This is a genomic window from Cuniculiplasma thermophilum (assembly GCF_052315355.1).
Taxonomy (GTDB): domain Archaea; phylum Thermoplasmatota; class Thermoplasmata; order Thermoplasmatales; family Thermoplasmataceae; genus Cuniculiplasma.
This window is the reverse complement of record NZ_JBLSDF010000034.1, coordinates 1-19,221: the sequence shown is the minus strand read 5'-3', so window position 1 is coordinate 19,221 and position 19,221 is coordinate 1. Positions and strand designations below refer to the sequence as shown.

Genomic DNA, 19,221 nt, shown 5'->3' with positions numbered 1-19,221 from the left:
ATACATAAGGCAATCATTCAGCAGGATGGCGATGAATGATGAGGAAACCGTTGCATTGATAGCTGGAGGTCATGCTTTCGGGAAGACACATGGTGCAGGACCCACATCCTATGTAGGTCCAGAACCTGAATCCGCACCCATCGAGAATCAGGGAATAGGCTGGATCAGTTCATTTAAATCCGGAAAAGGTGATGATACAATAGGTGGTGGGCCAGAGGTGACCTGGACAGAAACACCAACAAGATGGAGCATAGGTTTCCTCCAGAACCTGTTCAAATATGAATGGGAACTGGAGAAAAGTCCAGCAGGTGCGTGGCAGTTTGTTGCGAAGAATGCAGAGGAAACCATTCCATACGCACACGACACTTCAAAGAAGAGAAAACCCACTATGCTGGTAACCGATCTGGCTCTTAGATATGATCCGGTTTATGAGAAAATATCTAGGTATTACTTGGAAAACCCAAACAAATTCTCCGATGCATTTGCCAGAGCCTGGTTTAAGTTAACGCACCGTGATATGGGCCCAAAATCAAGATACCTTGGAGATTATGTTCCAAAGGAGGATCTTATCTGGCAGGATCCGCTCCCACCACTGAATCATGCAGTTGTGGATGGAAAGGATGTGGCCATGTTAAAGGATTCAATCCTCAGGGCCAACCTGAACTTACGGGATCTTGTATACACCGCCTGGTCTTCTGCATCCACCTTCAGAGGAAGCGATTACAGGGGAGGAGCAAATGGTGCAAGAATAAGGCTTGAGCCTATGAAAAACTGGAAGATCAATGAACCAGAGAGACTCCATAAGGTTCTGGGCACATTGAATAGCATAATGGAGGAATTCAATGAAAATGCAAAGGGAGGAAAGAAAGTTTCAATGGCTGATCTCATTGTTCTGGCCGGAAATGTTGCAGTTGAAAGGGCAGCAATGGAGGCAGGTTTCAATGTAGAAATTCCATTCACACCTGGTCGTACAGATGCAACACAGGAGAATACTGATCCTGAAAATATAGCAGTCCTAGAACCGAAGGCGGATGGGTTCCGCAATTATAGGGATACGGCTTATATGAAGGGGCTTCCTGATGAATTTCTGTTGATTGATAAGGCACAGCTTTTATCACTTACAGTACCAGAAATGACAGTCCTTATAGGAGGTTTGAGAGTTCTTGGTGCAAACTATGGAAACATAGGCCATGGTGTATTTACAGAGAATCCAGGAGTGCTTACCAATGATTTCTTTGTAAATCTTCTGGACATGGGTATAGAATGGAGACCGTTGGATAATTCTAGAACGCAATTCGAAGGGGTGGAAAGGAAGTCAGGAAGAACACTATATACGGCAACCCGTGTAGACCTTATATTTGGGGCACATTCTGAGCTTAGAGCTATTGCTGAAGTATATGGAAGCAGTGATGGAAAGGAAAAGTTTGTGGGAGACTTTATAAGGGCATGGAACAAGGTGATGATGCTGGATAGATTCGAACTGATAAAGTAAATATATCTCACATTCAAATTTCCTCTCGGATCAATTTCATAACGTTTACAGCAAATTATGTCAAATCATATTTTTCATAGAATCAAAAAAATTATGAGAGGAATTTTAGAATCTTAAAAGTAAGTCAATATTCACAACTGAGATTATTCATTAGTGCAATTCATGGGAAAGGTGTTAAGGTGCGCTCTTGACCGCATAATGTCGCTACCCTTAGTGCGAAATCAAATCCGAATTGCAAGTCCTTTTCCTGATTTGTATAATATCAACAAACATTGACACCTTGAATAAGAACAATTTCTTGATGAAATCTCCTACCTTTCTTTTCTTTTACCCAGATATGCCAGCTTAGTTTTCAATGGCTTGGTCTGATCGTTTTCTGGAATATTGCATTCACATCCCCATTTGCAATCCAGAGTAATCACATATCCAGTGGGCCAGTTTGGCACATGGTACAGCTTTACCCTTGTGATATGGTGTTTCCATTGTCCTTTGAAAAAACCACTTCATGGGCGAAGTTTTTGCAAATGCCAAATTTTAAACTTACCATTTATTAATTGTATAAGAATATCCAAATGGTCTGATGCTTACAGATGGATGGATTAGTTGCATAGTGGTTTCTTGTGTCCAGGTATTCCCTTAAAAGATTAATCAAAGCCCATTGACCTATTGGTTTTTAGTCATTCAATTTTTATCATTGATATGTATTTAAAATATCTGAATTTACAGATAGTTATCAGTGATACCTTAACAAAGTATCACTAAATGCAGATATAGGATGAGTGAAAATTTAGATCTAATCAACCTGTTTTTACTTGAGAAACTTGAGATTTCTCCAGATTCAAAGATAAAATGGTTGTATCCTATATCGATTGGAGAGAGGGAATTGCTAATTGATTTGGCAATTGAGTCCCAGGACACTATGACACTTGTTGAAATAAGAAGTAGAATAAATGAGGACACCATATATAGAATATATGCCTATTCAAATCTGATAGATAAAAAAATAGTAGGGAGAAAAAATATAAGAATGGTCTGTGCTGGAAAATCAGTGAAATACAGCACTGAAGAACTTGCTAGTAGACTTGGTGTAGAGATTTTGCTTATTCCTCCAAAATTATATCAGTACCTTCCAAATGAAGCAAAAACATCCGAGATTAGTTCGCCTTTCGTACAAATAAAAGCTGGCCCTTCAAGTCTTACTTCTGAAAAGGCATGGAAAATTGTCTGTTTTTTACTGACTGAGAATCCTTACAACATACTTTATGTTTCTAAGAAAACCGGTGTCTCATATGGCTGGACAAACGGTATAATTCATAAACTTGAAAAAACTGGGATGATAACTTCAGATTACGGTTTAAAAATCAAAGATATTGACAAACTTTTCAATGTGGTATCGTGGGAAAGACCCCTTGAGAGTCTGCTCTTAACGACCATAAATACTAATTTTAAAACAGCAACCCAGTGCATAAAGGAAGTCGCCATCAATCTCAACAGACTTGGAATTGATTATGCGTTCACGGCCCATTCGTCTGCTGTTTCATATGGTTCATCCATAATGAGAGAAGATACGGCATACATCTACATCCCAGATCCATCCGACAGAGGGGTGATTGAGGCATTTTCAGAGAGAGAGGCGGGTGGATGTAGATTAAAGGTGTATGTGCCAGAAAGAGACGTTGTGAAGTCTTCGATTATGTTTAATGGCATTCGAATTGTTAACGTGTGCCAGAACATACTTGACCTTGCAGGATTGGGCAAGGATGGAAGGATTGCCGCAAAGGATCTGGTGAATAAAATTGGTAAATAAAGAAGGTAACAAGTCCACTCTGGCAAAGGATTCATTCGATGAGCTCAGATAGATTTTTGACTGGAGCGTAGCTAAGAGATTATACACCAGGTGATATCATTCTTATAGGTGGCTGGTCAGTCCACTCATTTAATCCCTGGAAATATTCACTCGACATCGATTTGATTGCAACTGCCCGCTTCAAACGTCTTTTGACGAGACACCTATATTCAACTCGGGGTTACGGAAAAGAAAGGGATTTCTCAGGAAACACATTATTTTTAAAGAGATTGGAGTCCGGTGAAATTTATCTTGACTTTCTACCAAAGGAAGGTAAGTTTCACGGAACTGACAAATTACTCGATTTGACGAAAATACAATACCAGACTGTTTTCAAAAATATTTCATATTCCTCTGAGCCTGAGTTCCAGGTGATTGTTCCAGAGATTTCATTCCTGCTCTTGCTTAAGTTAAAAGCGGCATGGGACAGACACTTCGATTTATCGCTTGATACCGTTATGAACAAGAATTACTTAAGTGAGAAGTTCTCCAAGGATTGTGGTGACATCATTGCGTTACTTCAGAGTGACGAGTTTCGGGTTGCCAGACTTGATTGGTTTTCTTCAATCATGTACGGATTTGACTTCTTGCTTGATTTCTTGAGGCAGGGAGAAATAGAAAAAGATTCAACCTTTGACAGTATTTCCCGTAGGGAAAACGATAAACTAATAAAAAAGCTGTTGTCTCTTATTTGATGGAAGATTAAATTTAGTGGTCCTTATGATTATCAGGGAATATCTCTAAAAGTATTCGCTTAAAACATTAAGGGAATCCCGACCAGTCCATTTAATGCATTTTGCTCCTCAGGGAAGTGCCCACTTCGGGCAAAATATACTGATCAATCCCTGAAGCCTCAGTGCAAATTGAGACTTTGTTGCCTTTCTTTAGGATTTCGAATATCACTTCGTGGCTGGGGATGACAACAAAGATTCCCCTGTCCAAATAATACGAACCAATGGCTCGGATTTACAAACTGGCTATGATCTTTGAATTACAATTTCCCTTTATTCCATGGTGAGAAACAGGTAAGAGGATCATGGGGCTAAGATAATTAGGAAAATTATCAATAAATTCAGGCCATAGCTTATTTAAAATGATATCCAGACTCGTCACCCGTACAATTTTTCCACGTGATTCGATCTGGCTTGCGATGATGAAATCTTTAAATGATGGATATCGGTGAAAACAAACTCAAAGGGCGCAAGAATCAAGATACATTCCTATTTGATTTCTAAAATGGCTAATATAGGTGTCACTTTGGCACTTGGGACAAAATGTTTTCTTATAATAGATTTTTATTTTAGCCCTATGGCTTTTGTTGGAGAGTGTTCTTCTTAGTGTTATGCTATCAATTCTATTTGTTTTTGGAAGAGGACTTTCATTACCCATAGTTCTGGTATGAAGGTGGATAGTTTTATACCAATATACCATTTAAATTAAAATGAAAGTGAAAATGAGTATATTCATAGACAAACAGATTTGGATGGAGCTTAAGAATTTCGCATTACAGCGAGGTAAGGATATAAGCTTCATCCTGGAGGATGTTACCGAAAACGAGCTGTATTTAAATTTAGACAAATCCTTGATGAAATATTCCAGATATGGCAAATCTGAACTGGATTTTGAGCCGATTAAACCAAAGGCCAAGGTATCTGACCTAGTAAAGAGCATGAGGGATGATAGAGAAAGTAGCATATCTTGACAGCAGCGCAATAGTAAAGAGGTATGTGTATGAAAATGGCTCGGAATTTATTCGCACAAAATACAGTGAAGCTTATATGGGAAGTGTTCTATTTTCTTTTAATGTTTGGAATTTTGGAGAGGTTATTGGGTTATTTGGCAGGGCCCACAGACAGAAAAGAATTACAAGCGAACAGTTGGATGAAGTTATGGACAGATTCTCCAATGAGACTATGAGGCTCAAGAAGATAAGCAGAATGAGGATGATCACCTTATCAGAAAGCCTGCTGGAAAGCAGCTGGGATGTTGTGATAAAACGCCGTATCTGTGTTACCGATGCCTTACAGATTACAAGTACTATTGAAGCTGAATGTAACGAGTTTTACACTGGAGATGAAAAACTTCATAAGTTAGCACTCTCCTCAGGCTTAAATTCGTTTTATTTGGGATGATCATTGTCGCCTCAAAATAAAAAAGGTGCTTCAATTCCAGTGTGCTCAGCAATATTCGCTTAATCCTTTGATTAAATCCTGACCGGTCCACTCTGAATTTTTCTGAGACTGCATATAATGGAAAGTGAGGATTTTTTCGTCAGTTTTTCAGGCTGAAGGTCATGAAGGCTAAAGCATTGATCCATGTGAGCAGGGAGTTATACAATATTTTTTGAAGAACCCGACAGAATTAAATTTTGAGTGTACATTCCTTCTAAATAACACTGTCTGGAGATGGAGAAATGCTAGACTCAACTTTTATCGAGGTTATCAGGCTGATAAGCAAAAGCATACCGTATGATGTTAAATGGGCATTAGATGGAAGTACTTCTCTGGCACTTCAAGGAATAGACGTAAAACCGCATGACATAGACATACTTACTGACAGTGAAGGCGCAGTGAAGATACAGGAGGTGCTTAAAGAATATAACGAGATACCAATCACGCACTCCAGCAATGGAAAATACGATTCTTATTTTGGTATATTTAGAGTGAATGGAATCAAGGTAGAGGTAATGGGAGATTTACGTGTATTCAGGGATGGAAAATGGAGCGCACTGCAGAATCCATCCAGTATGGATACTGTTCATGTGAATATAGAAGAACTTTCAGTTCCAGTAGTATCGGTGAAAAGTCAAACTGAAAGCGGATATCTGAGTGAAAGATTGAAACGGAAAGATTAGCAATAAATCGTTTTATTTGTATTCTCATGCAAAAGAAATAATAGAGAATACCCTATGATTTGATGTGGGCTACAACCCTGATAAGATACTGATGAGGAGTGAATTAGATAATGTAACGAGCGATGTTTCTGATTATGTCAATCTGAACCTGCCAAGGCAGATTATCATTTGCGGTTCGAAAGGATGTGGGAAAATCCCGAGCTTAATGTCAATGGCAATGAAGGAGAGCAAATCCATTCCGTACTACTATGTAAATGCAAGGGAGAACCCGACATCCATAAAGATATACAGGACAATGACAAGAATATCCAGCAGAGGCCATGATATCGATGAAGTAAAAAGAAGATTTGATTCGCTATTATCTGGAAAATCCATAGTTATTCTGGACGAAGTAGATTTCCTGCAGGACTATGATATTCTTTATCATATAACCAGACACACCAAAGCAAACCTCATTCTTTTAACACAGAAGGTTTACTGGTACAAAGATATGAACAACTAAAGCGTTAAGAGTTCGCTTCAGCCTGATCATATAGTATTCCACGAATACACCGCAAATGAGATGAAGGAGATACTGGAGATGAGGGCAGAGGAAGGCCTTTATAATTACAGCAAGGAGGCTATAGGTCTATTGTCTGCTATGTTAGTAAGGTATTACAGGAGCGATTTCAGAATAGAAATAAAGGCACTGGAAATTATTGGCAGGAACAATAAATGGAGTTACGAAGATGTCAAGAACGACTTAAGACAAGCTTACGTAGAAGTTGAAGGTGGAACCTTGAGAAACCTTGCAGATTGTGTTCTGTTGATACTTGCATCGCTGATAAAGAATCAGGATACTAACAGGGCATACGCTGAAGTATTCAACAACGATAACATACTTCTCAAAGGAATGAGCAAATCAACATTCTTTCAAAGCGTAAACTATTTACAGAACCTTGGATTGATCACATTAATTAAGAAAAATATCTACAAATATTATTATCTAATGGATCAATAGTATCTTTGGAACTAAGAAAGAGGCTGTGAATGTGGATAATAATTTGGTTAAGTTGTTTAATGATGAGTCAATTATCTTAAAAATCAGGAATAGGCTTCCATATCTATTCCAGTTAGCAGAGTTAGAAAGTTCTAGAGCTGGAAAAGTTGGTATGCAAGTTGGTTCGAAACGTGAAGAAATTTTAACGGCACTTCTTATATATAATTTTGGAGAACGTAATGTAGAAACTAATATTCCGATTACAGAATCTGAAATTGACGTAAAACTCTTTGGAAACCCTATTTCCATAAAAACCATAAGTGGTAGAGAACCAAACGGGATCAAATTAATTTGGACGGTTGATGCAGAAAAGGCAAAGACGTTCTTGGAAACGTGGTACCCAAAATATGATATGTTACTTGCTCATATAAACTGGGACTCGCGCGGTGCTCTATATTATTTACCGATTGAAGTTCAGTTAGGGGTTTTTAATAAACTTGGCAGAGAAGAATACATTAAGTTACCAAAAAAGGGAACTAATCCGAGAGGGATTGAATTATCAAATAACGCTATAAGAATGTTAATAGATTCTAAAGAAGTATCATCAATAACAATAGATTGGAAAAAGCAACCAATTGAATATAGTCCGTTTAAGAGGTGGGTAGAAATGTGGGGTGACAGTTGATGGAAGAAACAAGTAGAAAAATCGGTTCAAAAACAAGTTCATTCGGCAGTCCAAGCAGAGCGAACCATGATTCAAGTAGATTTTATAATAGCAGACTCTATGAGGGGCTCCCGAGAGAGAGCAACAAGATAGATTTTTCAGAAAATAAAATTCCAGAATCTAGCTTAGATAAGATTTTTTGTAAGTCGTCAGAACGAATGTTGGAGATACCAGATGACAGTGTTCACCTTATGATTACTTCGCCACCCTATAATGTCGGGAAATTGTATGATAAGGACATGTCACTAGACGAATACAGGGATTTTTTAAAAAATGTGTGGAAGGAAGTTTATAGAGTCCTTGTTCCTGGAGGAAGGGCTTGTATCAACGTTGCAAATCTTGGACGAAAGCCTTACATTCCACTTCATGCGTATATTATTGAAGATCTTATCGAGCTGGGGTTTCTGATGCGTGGCGAGATAATTTGGGAAAAGGGAAATACGGCCAGCTCTTCCGTTGCATGGGGAACATACATGTCCGCAAAGAACCCAGTTCTTAGAGATTCGCATGAGTACATACTGGTTTTTTCCAAGAAGAGTTTCACCAGGGGAATTAAGAACAATATGAAATCAACTATTACAAAGGAAGAATTTATGGAATACACGAAGAGCATATGGTCTATAGGGGCAGAATCTGCAACTAGAATCGGTCATCCTGCCCCTTTTCCAATGGAGCTTCCAAGGAGATTAATCAAGCTATATTCATTTGAAGGTGAAGTAGTGCTTGACCCGTTCATAGGCAGTGGAACAACGGCTCTTGCTGCAATCGAATTATTCAGGCATTATATTGGTTATGAAATAGAGCAAAAATATGTGGACATAGCAACAAATAGAATCAGGAGCTTATTAAGCAGTAAGTCCCAAAAAATTCTTGACGAGCATTTTTTGAATGCAAGCACCTAAGCTGTTTTAAAAACCTTTAATGGGGGCTCAAATTAACCCGCCTTGCTTACGCAGTCCATCCCTTCTTTGATTTGCGGCTCGCACCCTTCCCCTAAATATCCCCAGATACGCTTATTTGAGATGATTTCCTGTTCTCGCTGCTCTGGTTGTATGTGTGGTGCTACACACCACCTACCGCTAACGTTTGCATCACTTGGTTCCGCTACGCAGGACTTCCCTCTCGCTCTTAGCTCATCATTCTCTCCTGCAGAGTTCAATTTTAGGGGTATTTGGGTTGAAAGACTTAAGGGGATGTTTTACCGCACAATGCCTTAACGTTTAGTGCGAGATCAAATCTGAATTGTAAGTCCTTTTCCTGATCTGTAAAATATCAACAAACATTGGCCCTCTGAATAAGAACAATTTCTGGATGACGTGCCCTACCTGTCTGTTCTTTTACCTACATATACAAGCTTAGTTTTCAATGGCTTAGTCTGATCGTTTTCTGGAATATTGCATTCGCATCCCCACTTGCAATCCAAAGTAATTACATGTCCGGTGGGCCAGTGTGGTACATGGTACAACTTTGCCCTTGTGATATGGTGTTTCCATTGTCCTTTGAAAAAAACTACATCATGAGCGCAGTTTTTACAAATTCCAAACTTAAGACCAACCATATACCAACCATCTATTATTTATCATTAATATATAATCCTTAACTCCTTTCCTCTGATTCATATTATAAAAATACCTTTAAGGTATAGTGGAAGCGAGATAGTTGTTGAGAATCAAAGAAAATTGAAGTTAGAGACCTTTCTGAACAGAGTCCTGTCTGGTGATTCAATAGATGTGATGAAACAGATACCTGATAACAGTATAGATCTTATTTTTGCGGATCCACCATATAATCTTCAACTTGAGAATGAACTTTACAGACCAAATGAAACCAAGGTGGATGGTGTCAAAGAGGAATGGGATAGATTCGATTCCTTTGAAAAGTACGATATTTTCACTTTTAACTGGCTAAAAGAATGTAAAAGAATAGTGAAGAATGAGGGAACTATTTGGGTCATTGGTACCTATCACAACATTTTCAGGGTTGGTAAGATTATGCAGGACTTGGGTTACTGGATTTTGAATGATATTCTCTGGGTCAAAGCCAACCCCATGCCTAATTTTAAGGGCACGAGGTTCACCAATGCTCACGAAACTTTAATCTGGGCTTCACCTGAGAAGGATTCTAAGTATACATTTAATTATAAGACCATGAAGGCGTACAATGACGATCTCCAGATGAGAAGCGATTGGTATATTCCCATATGTCAGGGTGAAGAGAGAATAAAAATTAACGGACAGAAATTACATCCAACACAGAAACCTGAGGCTTTGCTATACAGGGTAATTGCAGCAACGTCTAGGCCTGGGGATGTGATTCTGGATCCATTTGCTGGGACGGGCACAACTCTGGCAGTGGCCAAGAAACTTAAAAGAAGTTACATAGGAATTGAAAAGAATCAATTCTACCTCAAAGCCTGCGAAGACAGACTGAGTAGGGTTATATCATATGATGCAGAAGATCTTGTTGATTATCCGCTGGAAAGAAAACCTGTAAGAGTTCCCTTTGGATCTCTGGTTGAAAATGGGTATATCAAAGGTGGAGAAATTTTATACTCATATGATGGAAAATACAGTGCAACAGTGCTATCAAATGGAACCATCTCTATTGGCGAAACCACAGGGTCAATTCATAAAATAAGTGCTAAAATCCTTAACAAGCCTGCAAACAACGGGTGGACATACTGGTATATAAAGAATGGCAAAAGGATGGTAAAAATAGATGAACTTAGAAAGAAATTCCTTGATGAGACAAAAAGTAAATCGGAATAGAGACGTAAAACCGCGACGAGATTTACTTTCTAACTTTAGTAATTTTTTTAATTGGTTAGGATGTTTCTTAATTGCCCAATAATTAACATTCGCCAACAGAATGAAACAAAGAATGCATCTATTTCACAGAAATCGTTCATAAAGGGATCGATCATTGATTCATATTTTTTCTATTCCTTTTCTACACTTTTTTATATAGCTTTTCCTAAATTGAACTGTTTCCTAATTTTATTAAATTCAACACAGTTTAACCGGATGTCGGGAACATTACCCCGATCCTTATCACAATGATGAAAAATACATACCCTCCATTTATTATATGTTTTTGTGGAATTTTGCCCCACTCCGAATAATATTTTGCTGATATCCGGATATTCCTCCCTTTCTGCTAAAAGAAAATTGAATGATTCCCTAGTGACCCACACATGGCTACATCCAAATAATTTCCTTCATAACAGTAATGCCACTTAACCTGATCCTTTAAAATTCACAGTGATCTCGTGTATCGGTAAAGGGATCGCCAATAGACTTAATCTTTTGGAATAATTCCAGATGATTTGACCACTATTGGATTCATACACATTGATCATATTTGATGATGAATGTGTTGTTTAAGGTTTTTGGAAAACCTTGATCATTAAATTCAATTGGAAGAGATCAGCTTTCTAAGCATGCCGATGAAGTCATTTATATTATCGTCCAGTATGGCAAAGAAAGCACCATCAGTATCCTCAACAACTTTTATGGACTTTCCAATCAGATTTCTCCCTCTTTCTGTGAGGGAAATTAGATGAGACCTTGTGTCACTTGGATTTTTTGACCGAAGAACCAGTTCCTTTTCTTCAAGAGAGCGCAAAACCTGAGATGTCATCATAACATCAGCACGGGCAAACCTTGCAATCATAATCTGCGTTGTTTCCATCCCATGCTCATTCAACCATAAAGTGGATGCCAGGATTACAAACTGTACATGGGTCAATCCCGATTCTCTTAAGGCTGCTCTCATTTTTCTTTGCCAGAGGTTCATAGTCTGCCAGAGTAGAAAACCAGGACTTTCGTCAGGTTTCTCAAATTTTGTATGGATTTTCCTTTGTGATGACATAGGCCTGGACCTCACCCTGATCTGCATATTTTTTCAATGAGAACAGCCGTTCTTGCAAGATTCTCCATTGTTTCCGGCACCCCATTAGATAAACCATTTCCAATCCCTTTTTCCATTTCATACCTATCAGGACAGTCAACTATTATACGGGTGGTTAGCTGAGTCTTCCCATCTGCCAAGCTGGAAAAAGTATGAATAAATTCTATCTTAGCTCCCAAATTATCAATTATAGTTTCATTGGAAAAACCCTTATCTGGGTCCGCAAAAGTAATCTTAAAGTTTGATAATTCCTGTCCTTCTGACTTAATTTTTCCATTAACTCCCTCTTTGAATTCCCCTTCAAGGGATGCACTTTCAATTCCATGATCCCATATTGTCCAGGATTCTACTCTGCTATAAAGCTCCCATATAATCTGTTTCTTTGCGCTGGTTGCCATACTGTGTTCAAATTTCCAGGTCATAATACCACAATGACCATATGATAAGCGCATATATAATAAGTACGCTTATTTCTTTATCCCCCATTTGATTCAAGAAAAATGTTGGTATTTCAAAAAAAAAGAATCATGGTGTAGAGAGGTAGAGGATATTTATGGCATGAACCGAAGACATAGACGGCACATTGGATCAATAAATAAGCAAAAACTGCCCATAAAATCCATAAGGGGAAATCCAAGAAATGAAGAGAAAAACGTTTGGATATCCAATTGGAATCAAAATAAGGTTGCTTCACTCTTCCCATGTCCTGATTAGGACAGCGAAGGTAAATGGAGAATTTATTGTTTGAAGGTTATGCACGCATTTTGTGAGTATTCATAGTCATTAAGAGATACCCCAAAAACCGATGTTTTAGGGAATTTCAAGAAAGATGGATGGAAAAGGATCATAATACTGAAAGTCAACAACAGAAATTATCATATTTTCGGGCATATTAACAGGATATAAGTCTCATTACCAGATCAAGAGGAAATTAGAAAACTCAAAACAAAGTACGGCTAAAAGGTATAAAAATAGTTACTTTCTAACCTTAATACTTTTTTTCAATTGCTTATGTATGGCAGAAAAGAAAGTAACTTTGAAGGTGTTTGGAATGACATGCGATGACTGCGTGAGAACGGTAAGTAAGGGATTAAAAGAGCAGGGTGCAGATGTATTATCCGTATCACTGAAGGATGGCATGGCAATCGTAAAAATAGATAATGAAAAAATCTCACCGGAAGTTCTCGTAAAGGCACCAATCTTTGGTGAAGAATCCCATTATAAGGCACAATTGAGGAAAGTTGAGTAATATGCCCCAGGACTATGATCTGGTCATAATCGGCAGAGGGGCTGCGGCATTCTCTGCTGCAATAAGAGCAAGTGAAATTACGTCCAATCAGGCAACTATTGCAATGATAGGATTTGGACCAATTGGAGGTACCTGTGTAAATGTAGGCTGTGTACCTTCAAAATATATAATAGAAGCATCAAAGGTTGCCAATTCACAAAGAAAACCAAAATATCCTGGAATTAGACCAGTACAACCTGAGATTGACTTTATCAAACTGATGGAGTCCCTCAGAGAAGCCGTTAAGGAAGAGAGAAGGAGCAAGTATGAAGATGTGCTGAAGTTTTATCCTAACATAACACTTTATGAAGGAAAGGCCAATTTTATATCCGAAGACACAGTGAGAATTAGATCCGAACATGGAGATGAGCAGATAAGAGGATATAACTTCATTATAGCCACTGGTTCCAGGCCTTTTATTCCTAAGATTGAGGGACTTGAAGATACTGGATATCTAACAAGTGAGAATGTCTGGGACATGGATAAACTCCCATCTGAGATTGGAATCATTGGAGGAGGATTTGTAGGACTCGAGATTGGACAGGCCTTACGGAGACTTGGCTCCCATGTGACCATCATAAAAAGGCACGACACTATTGGAATGAGAATTGAAAGAGAAATTGGCACCGAACTAATGCATTCACTGGAAGATGATGGGATTTCATTCCTGATAGGAAGAGATATTAAGAAAGTATACAGGAAGGAGAACAGGAAAATTATCCTTACTGATTATGGGGGAAAACAGGAGGAGATTGTGGTTGATGAGATTCTTATCGCCTCTGGAAGATCCCCAAGCATAGAAGGTTTATCCCTTGAAAATGCAGGAGTGCAGTATTCAGATAGAGGGATAAAAGTTAATCGGGATTTTTCAACGACCAATCCTAAAATATATGCGGCCGGGGATGTTGTGGACCAGAAATATAAACTGGAGACGCTTGCTGCAAGGGAAGGTGCAACCATTGCACACAATATTTTTAATAATACATCTGTGGGAATAAATATCCAAGAAGTACCATGGGCAATTTTTACCGAACCACAGCTTGCCTCCGTTGGTTACACGGAGGATGAATATAACAGGAATTTTGGGAGGGCAGTTACAAGAATACTTCCTTTGAATTCGGTGCCGAAGGCAAGAATATTGAGGGAAGAGCGTGGAATGTTTAAGATCGTAGCCGATGAAAAAACTGGAAAAATTGTTGGTATTCATGTTCTCGCCCCCTATGCAGCAGAATTTATAATGGAGGGAGTTATAGCAATTAAGAATGGATACACTTACCGAGATATAATTGTGAACAGCCATATATTCCCAACTGTGGCAGAGGGTGTAAAACTGGCCTCACAGTCATTCACTAGAGATGTGGAAAGAATGTCCTGCTGTGTGGAGTGATAGAAATGAAAGTGAAAGAAATGATGTCCAAATATGGATTTGAAGAGACGGTGAATAAACTTCAGAAGTCTGTGGAAGAAAATGGCCTTAAAATTATTTCGACCATAGATGCACAGGCTAACCTGAAGAAGATTGGAATTGAAATAGGGGGAAATAAGATACTTGAGGTGTTCAATCCAAAACTTGCAAAGGAGGTTTTTGAAAAGGATTTGAAAGCGGGAATAGTGCCTCCTCTGAGAATATACATATATCAGGAAAATGACAGTACACATGTGGTTGCACAGAGCGCAGTGGATCTTTTTTCACAGTACAATGGACTCAGGGATCTTGGAGAGAGGGTTGATAAACTCATTGATTCTATCATTAATTCCGTTACACAATGAACTGGTACGAACCTTTAAAGTAAGAAATAAATCAAGTAATTCTAATGAATATTCCAAATATCACACTACCTGTGGATAACCCATAAAAAGCAAGCAATCCCTTAGCGTCTATATGTAGAAATTTTCCTTCTCCTGGGAAGGCGATTAATGATCTTCTATACATTCTATGTGCTACCATATTTTTTTCATGCATTTCTTGAAGATTTCATCATAGAATTCTTCATTCAGTTTATGGTGTTCCTGACTATTAATGCAAATGTAGATTCCATATGAAAATGACCTTAAAAAAATACCCGGCTTGAAAATTATCAATCCATTCATTTCAACTGTGTTAGAAGTCTTAGTTTCATGCGAAAGTTAGATGGCCCTTTGTATACGGGCACCATGGAACGCACTCCTTTACATGTTGAAATCATCAAGAGAGAAAAAATAATAGATAGGCCTATTGCCCTGAAATTTGACTTTCCAGAATACAATCTGCCCATAAGAGTATTATCCGCCCTGTCACTGGAAGAGGTCGAATCCGAAAAAGTAAGGGCAATATATACAAGAAAAACCCAGGGACATTTATGACCTGTTTTTACCTATTAAGGTGAATGACGTAAAATTGGACAGGAAAATTTTGGACAAGAAGCTTTGTTTTTATAATATATCATTTAGAAATGAGGAATTTGAAGGTGAAGTTAGTAAAAAGTTGAACTACCTGAATGAGGAGTCGAAAAATATGGTCGTTGATAAACTGCCCCAAATAAAGCAGATAATAGAAGCCAAGGAATCGTGAGTGGATCAATGAGAATGCAATTTGACCTTACATGGATTTTAAGTTCCATAGCCCGTGTCACGTTTTCCGTAAACCTGATGTTCTATATCCCTAAGATCCATCAATATAACATCTCTCATTAGATCGGATTTAACTCCAGTGAATCCACTCTTTGAAAACACTGCATACCTGTATTTTTTTCCTGGAAATTGAAGTTTCAACGTTTCTGACTTTCTTATCAATGCATCCACGACTTCCATTGAAACGGGAGTTTTTGTCCACTTGCATTCGGCGAAGATCAATTCATTGCGCGTTTCGGAATATGCAACAATATCTATCTCATCCATATCCCTACCTTTTTTCCCTTCCCTATTCCTGCCCCACCATCTGGAAACAGTATTGAATGGCACTCCCAGTATACCCTCAATTATGAGTTCCTTCATCAGGTTCTCGAACTGCTCACCTGCAAAAATAGGAAAATCATCCTTTATAATTTTGAGAACTGCATTGCTGTGAGAACTTTCAATTTCGCTCTTGTGCGTCAATACATATCTGAACCAGAACTTAAGATATGGATCAGATATCCAGTATAATCTTCTCTTAAACTTCTCGGAAGCACCGAAGGGCTTCTCTGATACAATCAAATCCAGTGATAATAGAACGTCAATGTATTTAGACACCATGCTCTTGTCCAGTCCAGAATAGTCGCAAATTTCTCCCAGCGTATGATTTCCCTGTGAGATGGATCTAAGAATCAGCATGTAATTCCTCGGTTCCCTGAACTCGGTCCTGAGAATAAATTCCGCCTCTTCATAGAGTGATGCTCCCTTTGAAAGCATGTTTCCTGACACATTTTCCCAGAAATTCTTACGAGAATCGAGTTTCTGTAGATATTCTGGTATACCGCCAAAGACAAAATATGTATTGCATAAATCCTCGAAATCGTAATTTACAAATTCAGACATGTACCTGAATTTCAGTGGTTGTATCTTCAACTGGCCGCTTCTTCTGCCGTAGAGTGGACTTCTGTAGGATAGTACCTCATTTTCCATCATGCTGATGGATGAACCCGAAAGGATCAACATTACATTCATCTGTTTCAGTATGGTGTCATATATTTTCTGGAAGACCGATGGGATGGCTTGGTTCGCCTCTATAAGGTATGGGAATTCATCTATGGCAATTATGATCTTTGAAACCCTTACTCTTTCCTGAAATGATCTGCTTGATGCCAGAACAGTAAAAAAAGAGAACCAGTCATTAAAATTTGCCCTGAGAATACTGTCATCTCCAAGAAATTTAGAAATAATTGCCTTGAAGTTATTTATGTTTTCCCGATCCCCCTCTGCCGTGGCCAGAAAGTAAACTCCCCGATTGCCGATGAACCTGCTGATCAATTCTGTCTTCCCAACTCTTCTTCTGCCGTATATTATGAACAGTGATGCATCATCTTTGTTCAGTTCATTTTCCAGGATTTTCATTTCTTCAATTCTGTCTACAAAGTGATGTTGAGACATAAGTATAATACTCTAATATCAACAAATATTTGAGGATTTGCAAAGTAATCCTGTCCTTAACACGACATCCCAAATGTTGTATAATCATGAAGGATACCGATCCTGGGACATTTCCTTGATTTCATAAATGCATTTATAATATCCTCTTAATTATTGCACGAACCACATATCGTTTATATATGCTGCTCTGAAACATATCATCTTCATTTAAAAGAAAGATTTGTCAATTTAAAAAGAAGGTTTTGAATGTTTTAATCAGCTAATTACGTAACCCACATTAGGCGTGAATATTTTTGAATTCAAATTGAGATTCTCACTTAGGTTGAAGTCAATCACTATTTTGGTTGTTGAGTGAGGTGATATGTTGAAGGGATGATTTATGAATGCAAATTTGGATGCAAGAGTAAAACTTACATTCATGCCAAGAATCGTAACCGTTACACTTTTGATGTATAGTCTGATCATCGTGTATTTTCCGGAGTGAAGCGTAATATTGGAAAGGAGAGACGCATTTGATATTGTGAGCCCAAGTATGTTTATTGTAGTGGTTGGAACTGAATAGTTTACCCATCCTGAACTGTTACTGTGCAATGCTACGGAAGAAAAAGTAATATAAACTCCGGTAACGCCAGTCATTGCGGGCGCATCTGCGACCATTATAGCCATATTCCCGCTGGATTCTTCCCCAGCATAATATAGATATCCACCAAGACCGGCAAGGATCACTACTACAGCAATTACTGGTATCAGGATTTTGGTCTTCATAGTTTTTCATTATAACTCATATATTAAAATTTCTGGTACAGTTGGACATACACATAATTTATACTGAATGCCCGTAGACGATCCTTTTGTTTTCTAATAGAACTCTATGCTTTGTGCACTGGGGTAAATATACCGTAAAATAAATATTATATTATGTCTATTTGAAATTGGAATTTATGGATAATGGATCAAATATAGAAGTTAAGCCGTTTTCAGTAGATGAGAAGTTCACCTTCAGGGCATCTCTTAAAAGAGGTCTGCCCATGCTGATTATTCCACCTGTTTTACTTGTTATAATCCTTCTCCTGAATAATTTATATTATCTGGAGTACCTCCACGTCATCGTTGGTTCGACCTGGACAGGTATGGATCTTGTCGTAGGCCTGTTCTTTTCCTATGTAATGAAAGGATTGAACAATATGGAGAGGACCAGGATTTCCATGAGACTTACACCAACTATGCTATTCTTTATGCCTTCAATTTCATCGGTTACAATTACCGCAGGAATATATTTGGCCATGGATCTTTCTTTGCCATTCTCTTCGATTTACATAATAGCTGCCCTTGTAATTGCAGCAATTCTTTTTATTCAGGGCATAGGTATATTTCTTCCAAATGAACTCAGAGTATACAGCGAAATTATTCATGGTGCCAAGGATAAGGATAAGATCGTAAGACTTACTATGTTCAATCTCAAGTTATCACTTCTTCAGGTTATTTTTCAGATTGCCATAATACTCCTAATGGCTCACTTTGCAACGGGGGTACCCATATGAACGAAAATAGTGAAATAAAAAGGGTCGGGACTATTTCGGTTCTAATACCATTAATTGCGTTTGTAATATCCCTTGTTATTCCCAACATACTCGCCCTGGATTATGTCCATGTATTGCTGGCAGCCATATGGACTGGAACTGATGTATTTCTTGGTTTTATCTTCTTCATAGTCATATCAGGAATGGATGAAGAAATAAGATACAGGATTGCAGTCAGGTTGCTTCCAATGACAATGTTCTTCATTCCTGCCGTTTCACTTATAGTCCCTACTGCCGGATATGCACTTGCAGTTAGAGAGGGCATATTTACACTGGATGCCCTGTTCATATCCATTCTTGCAATCTCAGGGATTCTCATAATTTTGAGCTATGTATTCATACTTGGAAATTCTCTCTTTATTTACAGATGTCATGAAAAAAGTTCTTTTGGCCACGTTGACATGACGGTGTCAGCGTGAGAGTCGGAGAGGCAGTCGTCTTGTCTCTTGGCCTGCGAGGCCGCTTTACAGATTGACTGCCCTTCGTCTCGACATAATACCCT

Annotated in this window: 22 protein-coding genes; 18 read left to right on the top strand and 4 right to left on the bottom strand. The window is 38.3% G+C overall.

Annotated features, from left to right (window positions below; translation table 11 throughout):
- The 11 genes from ACNF42_RS06805 to ACNF42_RS06755 form a co-directional block, all read left to right on the top strand.
- A partial coding sequence (locus ACNF42_RS06805; protein WP_443339987.1) for a peroxidase family protein occupies nucleotides 1-1,492 on the top strand: 1,492 nt, incomplete at its 5' end.
- 775 nt (nucleotides 1,493-2,267) lie between these two features.
- Nucleotides 2,268-3,299, top strand: a complete 1,032-nt coding sequence (locus ACNF42_RS06800; protein ID WP_443339986.1) for a hypothetical protein — start codon at nucleotides 2,268-2,270, stop codon at nucleotides 3,297-3,299.
- Nucleotides 3,300-3,460: 161 nt separating this feature from the next.
- Entirely contained in the window at nucleotides 3,461-4,033 is a 573-nt protein-coding gene (locus tag ACNF42_RS06795) for a hypothetical protein (protein ID WP_443339985.1), read from the top strand.
- A gap of 746 nt (nucleotides 4,034-4,779) precedes the next feature.
- Nucleotides 4,780-5,040 (top strand): hypothetical protein, encoded by a 261-nt coding sequence (locus tag ACNF42_RS06790; RefSeq protein WP_443339984.1) that lies wholly within the window; start codon nucleotides 4,780-4,782, stop codon nucleotides 5,038-5,040.
- Nucleotides 5,015-5,470, top strand: a complete 456-nt coding sequence (locus tag ACNF42_RS06785) for a type II toxin-antitoxin system VapC family toxin (protein WP_443339983.1) — start codon at nucleotides 5,015-5,017, stop codon at nucleotides 5,468-5,470. The genes ACNF42_RS06790 and ACNF42_RS06785 overlap by 26 nt, the downstream gene beginning before the upstream one ends.
- A 281-nt stretch (nucleotides 5,471-5,751) precedes the next feature.
- A complete protein-coding gene (locus ACNF42_RS06780; protein WP_443339982.1) occupies nucleotides 5,752-6,192 on the top strand; it encodes a nucleotidyltransferase domain-containing protein in 441 nt (146 codons plus the stop codon).
- Between the two features lie 64 nt (nucleotides 6,193-6,256).
- Complete coding sequence (locus ACNF42_RS06775) at nucleotides 6,257-6,694, top strand: Cdc6/Cdc18 family protein (protein WP_443339981.1); 438 nt, start codon at nucleotides 6,257-6,259, stop codon at nucleotides 6,692-6,694.
- Nucleotides 6,695-6,772: 78 nt separating this feature from the next.
- Nucleotides 6,773-7,192: a hypothetical protein gene (locus ACNF42_RS06770; RefSeq protein WP_443339979.1), complete on the top strand. Its 420-nt coding sequence runs from the start codon at nucleotides 6,773-6,775 to the stop codon at nucleotides 7,190-7,192.
- A gap of 31 nt (nucleotides 7,193-7,223) precedes the next feature.
- Nucleotides 7,224-7,856, top strand: a complete 633-nt coding sequence (locus ACNF42_RS06765; protein ID WP_443339978.1) for a ThaI family type II restriction endonuclease — start codon at nucleotides 7,224-7,226, stop codon at nucleotides 7,854-7,856.
- Nucleotides 7,856-8,797, top strand: a complete 942-nt coding sequence (locus ACNF42_RS06760) for a DNA-methyltransferase (protein WP_443339977.1) — start codon at nucleotides 7,856-7,858, stop codon at nucleotides 8,795-8,797. Before ACNF42_RS06765 ends, ACNF42_RS06760 begins: the two co-directional genes overlap by 1 nt.
- A gap of 831 nt (nucleotides 8,798-9,628) precedes the next feature.
- Nucleotides 9,629-10,663: a site-specific DNA-methyltransferase gene (locus ACNF42_RS06755; protein ID WP_443339988.1), complete on the top strand. Its 1,035-nt coding sequence runs from the start codon at nucleotides 9,629-9,631 to the stop codon at nucleotides 10,661-10,663.
- A gap of 643 nt (nucleotides 10,664-11,306) precedes the next feature.
- Here the strand turns inward: ACNF42_RS06755 and ACNF42_RS06750 are convergent.
- Complete coding sequence (locus ACNF42_RS06750) at nucleotides 11,307-11,765, bottom strand: MarR family winged helix-turn-helix transcriptional regulator (RefSeq protein WP_443339976.1); 459 nt, start codon at nucleotides 11,763-11,765, stop codon at nucleotides 11,307-11,309.
- A gap of 11 nt (nucleotides 11,766-11,776) precedes the next feature.
- Nucleotides 11,777-12,226 carry an SRPBCC family protein gene (locus ACNF42_RS06745; protein WP_443339975.1) on the bottom strand — a complete coding sequence of 150 codons (450 nt, stop codon included), beginning with the start codon at nucleotides 12,224-12,226 and terminating at the stop codon, nucleotides 11,777-11,779.
- Nucleotides 12,227-12,819: 593 nt separating this feature from the next.
- On the opposite strand from ACNF42_RS06745, the gene ACNF42_RS06740 reads away from it, so the two are divergent.
- The 5 genes from ACNF42_RS06740 to ACNF42_RS06720 all read left to right on the top strand — a co-directional run bounded on the left by ACNF42_RS06740 (nucleotide 12,820) and on the right by ACNF42_RS06720 (nucleotide 15,643).
- Complete coding sequence (locus ACNF42_RS06740; RefSeq protein WP_443339974.1) at nucleotides 12,820-13,053, top strand: heavy-metal-associated domain-containing protein; 234 nt, start codon at nucleotides 12,820-12,822, stop codon at nucleotides 13,051-13,053.
- A gap of 1 nt (nucleotide 13,054) precedes the next feature.
- The gene (gene merA / locus ACNF42_RS06735; protein WP_443339973.1) at nucleotides 13,055-14,479 is read left to right on the top strand and encodes a mercury(II) reductase; all 1,425 of its coding nucleotides are present in this window, start codon (nucleotides 13,055-13,057) and stop codon (nucleotides 14,477-14,479) included.
- A 5-nt stretch (nucleotides 14,480-14,484) separates the two neighbouring features.
- Nucleotides 14,485-14,862, top strand: a complete 378-nt coding sequence (locus ACNF42_RS06730) for a DUF302 domain-containing protein (protein ID WP_443339971.1) — start codon at nucleotides 14,485-14,487, stop codon at nucleotides 14,860-14,862.
- Between the two features lie 384 nt (nucleotides 14,863-15,246).
- Entirely contained in the window at nucleotides 15,247-15,435 is a 189-nt protein-coding gene (locus ACNF42_RS06725; protein WP_443339970.1) for a hypothetical protein, read from the top strand.
- A 19-nt stretch (nucleotides 15,436-15,454) separates the two neighbouring features.
- Nucleotides 15,455-15,643: a hypothetical protein gene (locus ACNF42_RS06720; protein WP_443339969.1), complete on the top strand. Its 189-nt coding sequence runs from the start codon at nucleotides 15,455-15,457 to the stop codon at nucleotides 15,641-15,643.
- A 38-nt stretch (nucleotides 15,644-15,681) separates the two neighbouring features.
- Here the strand turns inward: ACNF42_RS06720 and ACNF42_RS06715 are convergent, their stop codons facing one another.
- Nucleotides 15,682-17,139 (bottom strand): ATP-binding protein, encoded by a 1,458-nt coding sequence (locus tag ACNF42_RS06715; RefSeq protein ID WP_443339968.1) that lies wholly within the window; start codon nucleotides 17,137-17,139, stop codon nucleotides 15,682-15,684.
- 255 nt (nucleotides 17,140-17,394) lie between these two features.
- Nucleotides 17,395-17,904 carry a DUF4382 domain-containing protein gene (locus ACNF42_RS06710; protein WP_443339967.1) on the bottom strand — a complete coding sequence of 170 codons (510 nt, stop codon included), beginning with the start codon at nucleotides 17,902-17,904 and terminating at the stop codon, nucleotides 17,395-17,397.
- A 176-nt stretch (nucleotides 17,905-18,080) separates the two neighbouring features.
- Here ACNF42_RS06710 and ACNF42_RS06705 point away from each other — a divergent pair, with 176 nt between their 5' ends.
- Nucleotides 18,081-18,680: a hypothetical protein gene (locus ACNF42_RS06705; protein ID WP_443339966.1), complete on the top strand. Its 600-nt coding sequence runs from the start codon at nucleotides 18,081-18,083 to the stop codon at nucleotides 18,678-18,680.
- Complete coding sequence (locus ACNF42_RS06700; protein ID WP_443339965.1) at nucleotides 18,677-19,138, top strand: hypothetical protein; 462 nt, start codon at nucleotides 18,677-18,679, stop codon at nucleotides 19,136-19,138. The genes ACNF42_RS06705 and ACNF42_RS06700 overlap by 4 nt, the downstream gene beginning before the upstream one ends.
- Nucleotides 19,139-19,221 lie beyond the last annotated feature (83 nt).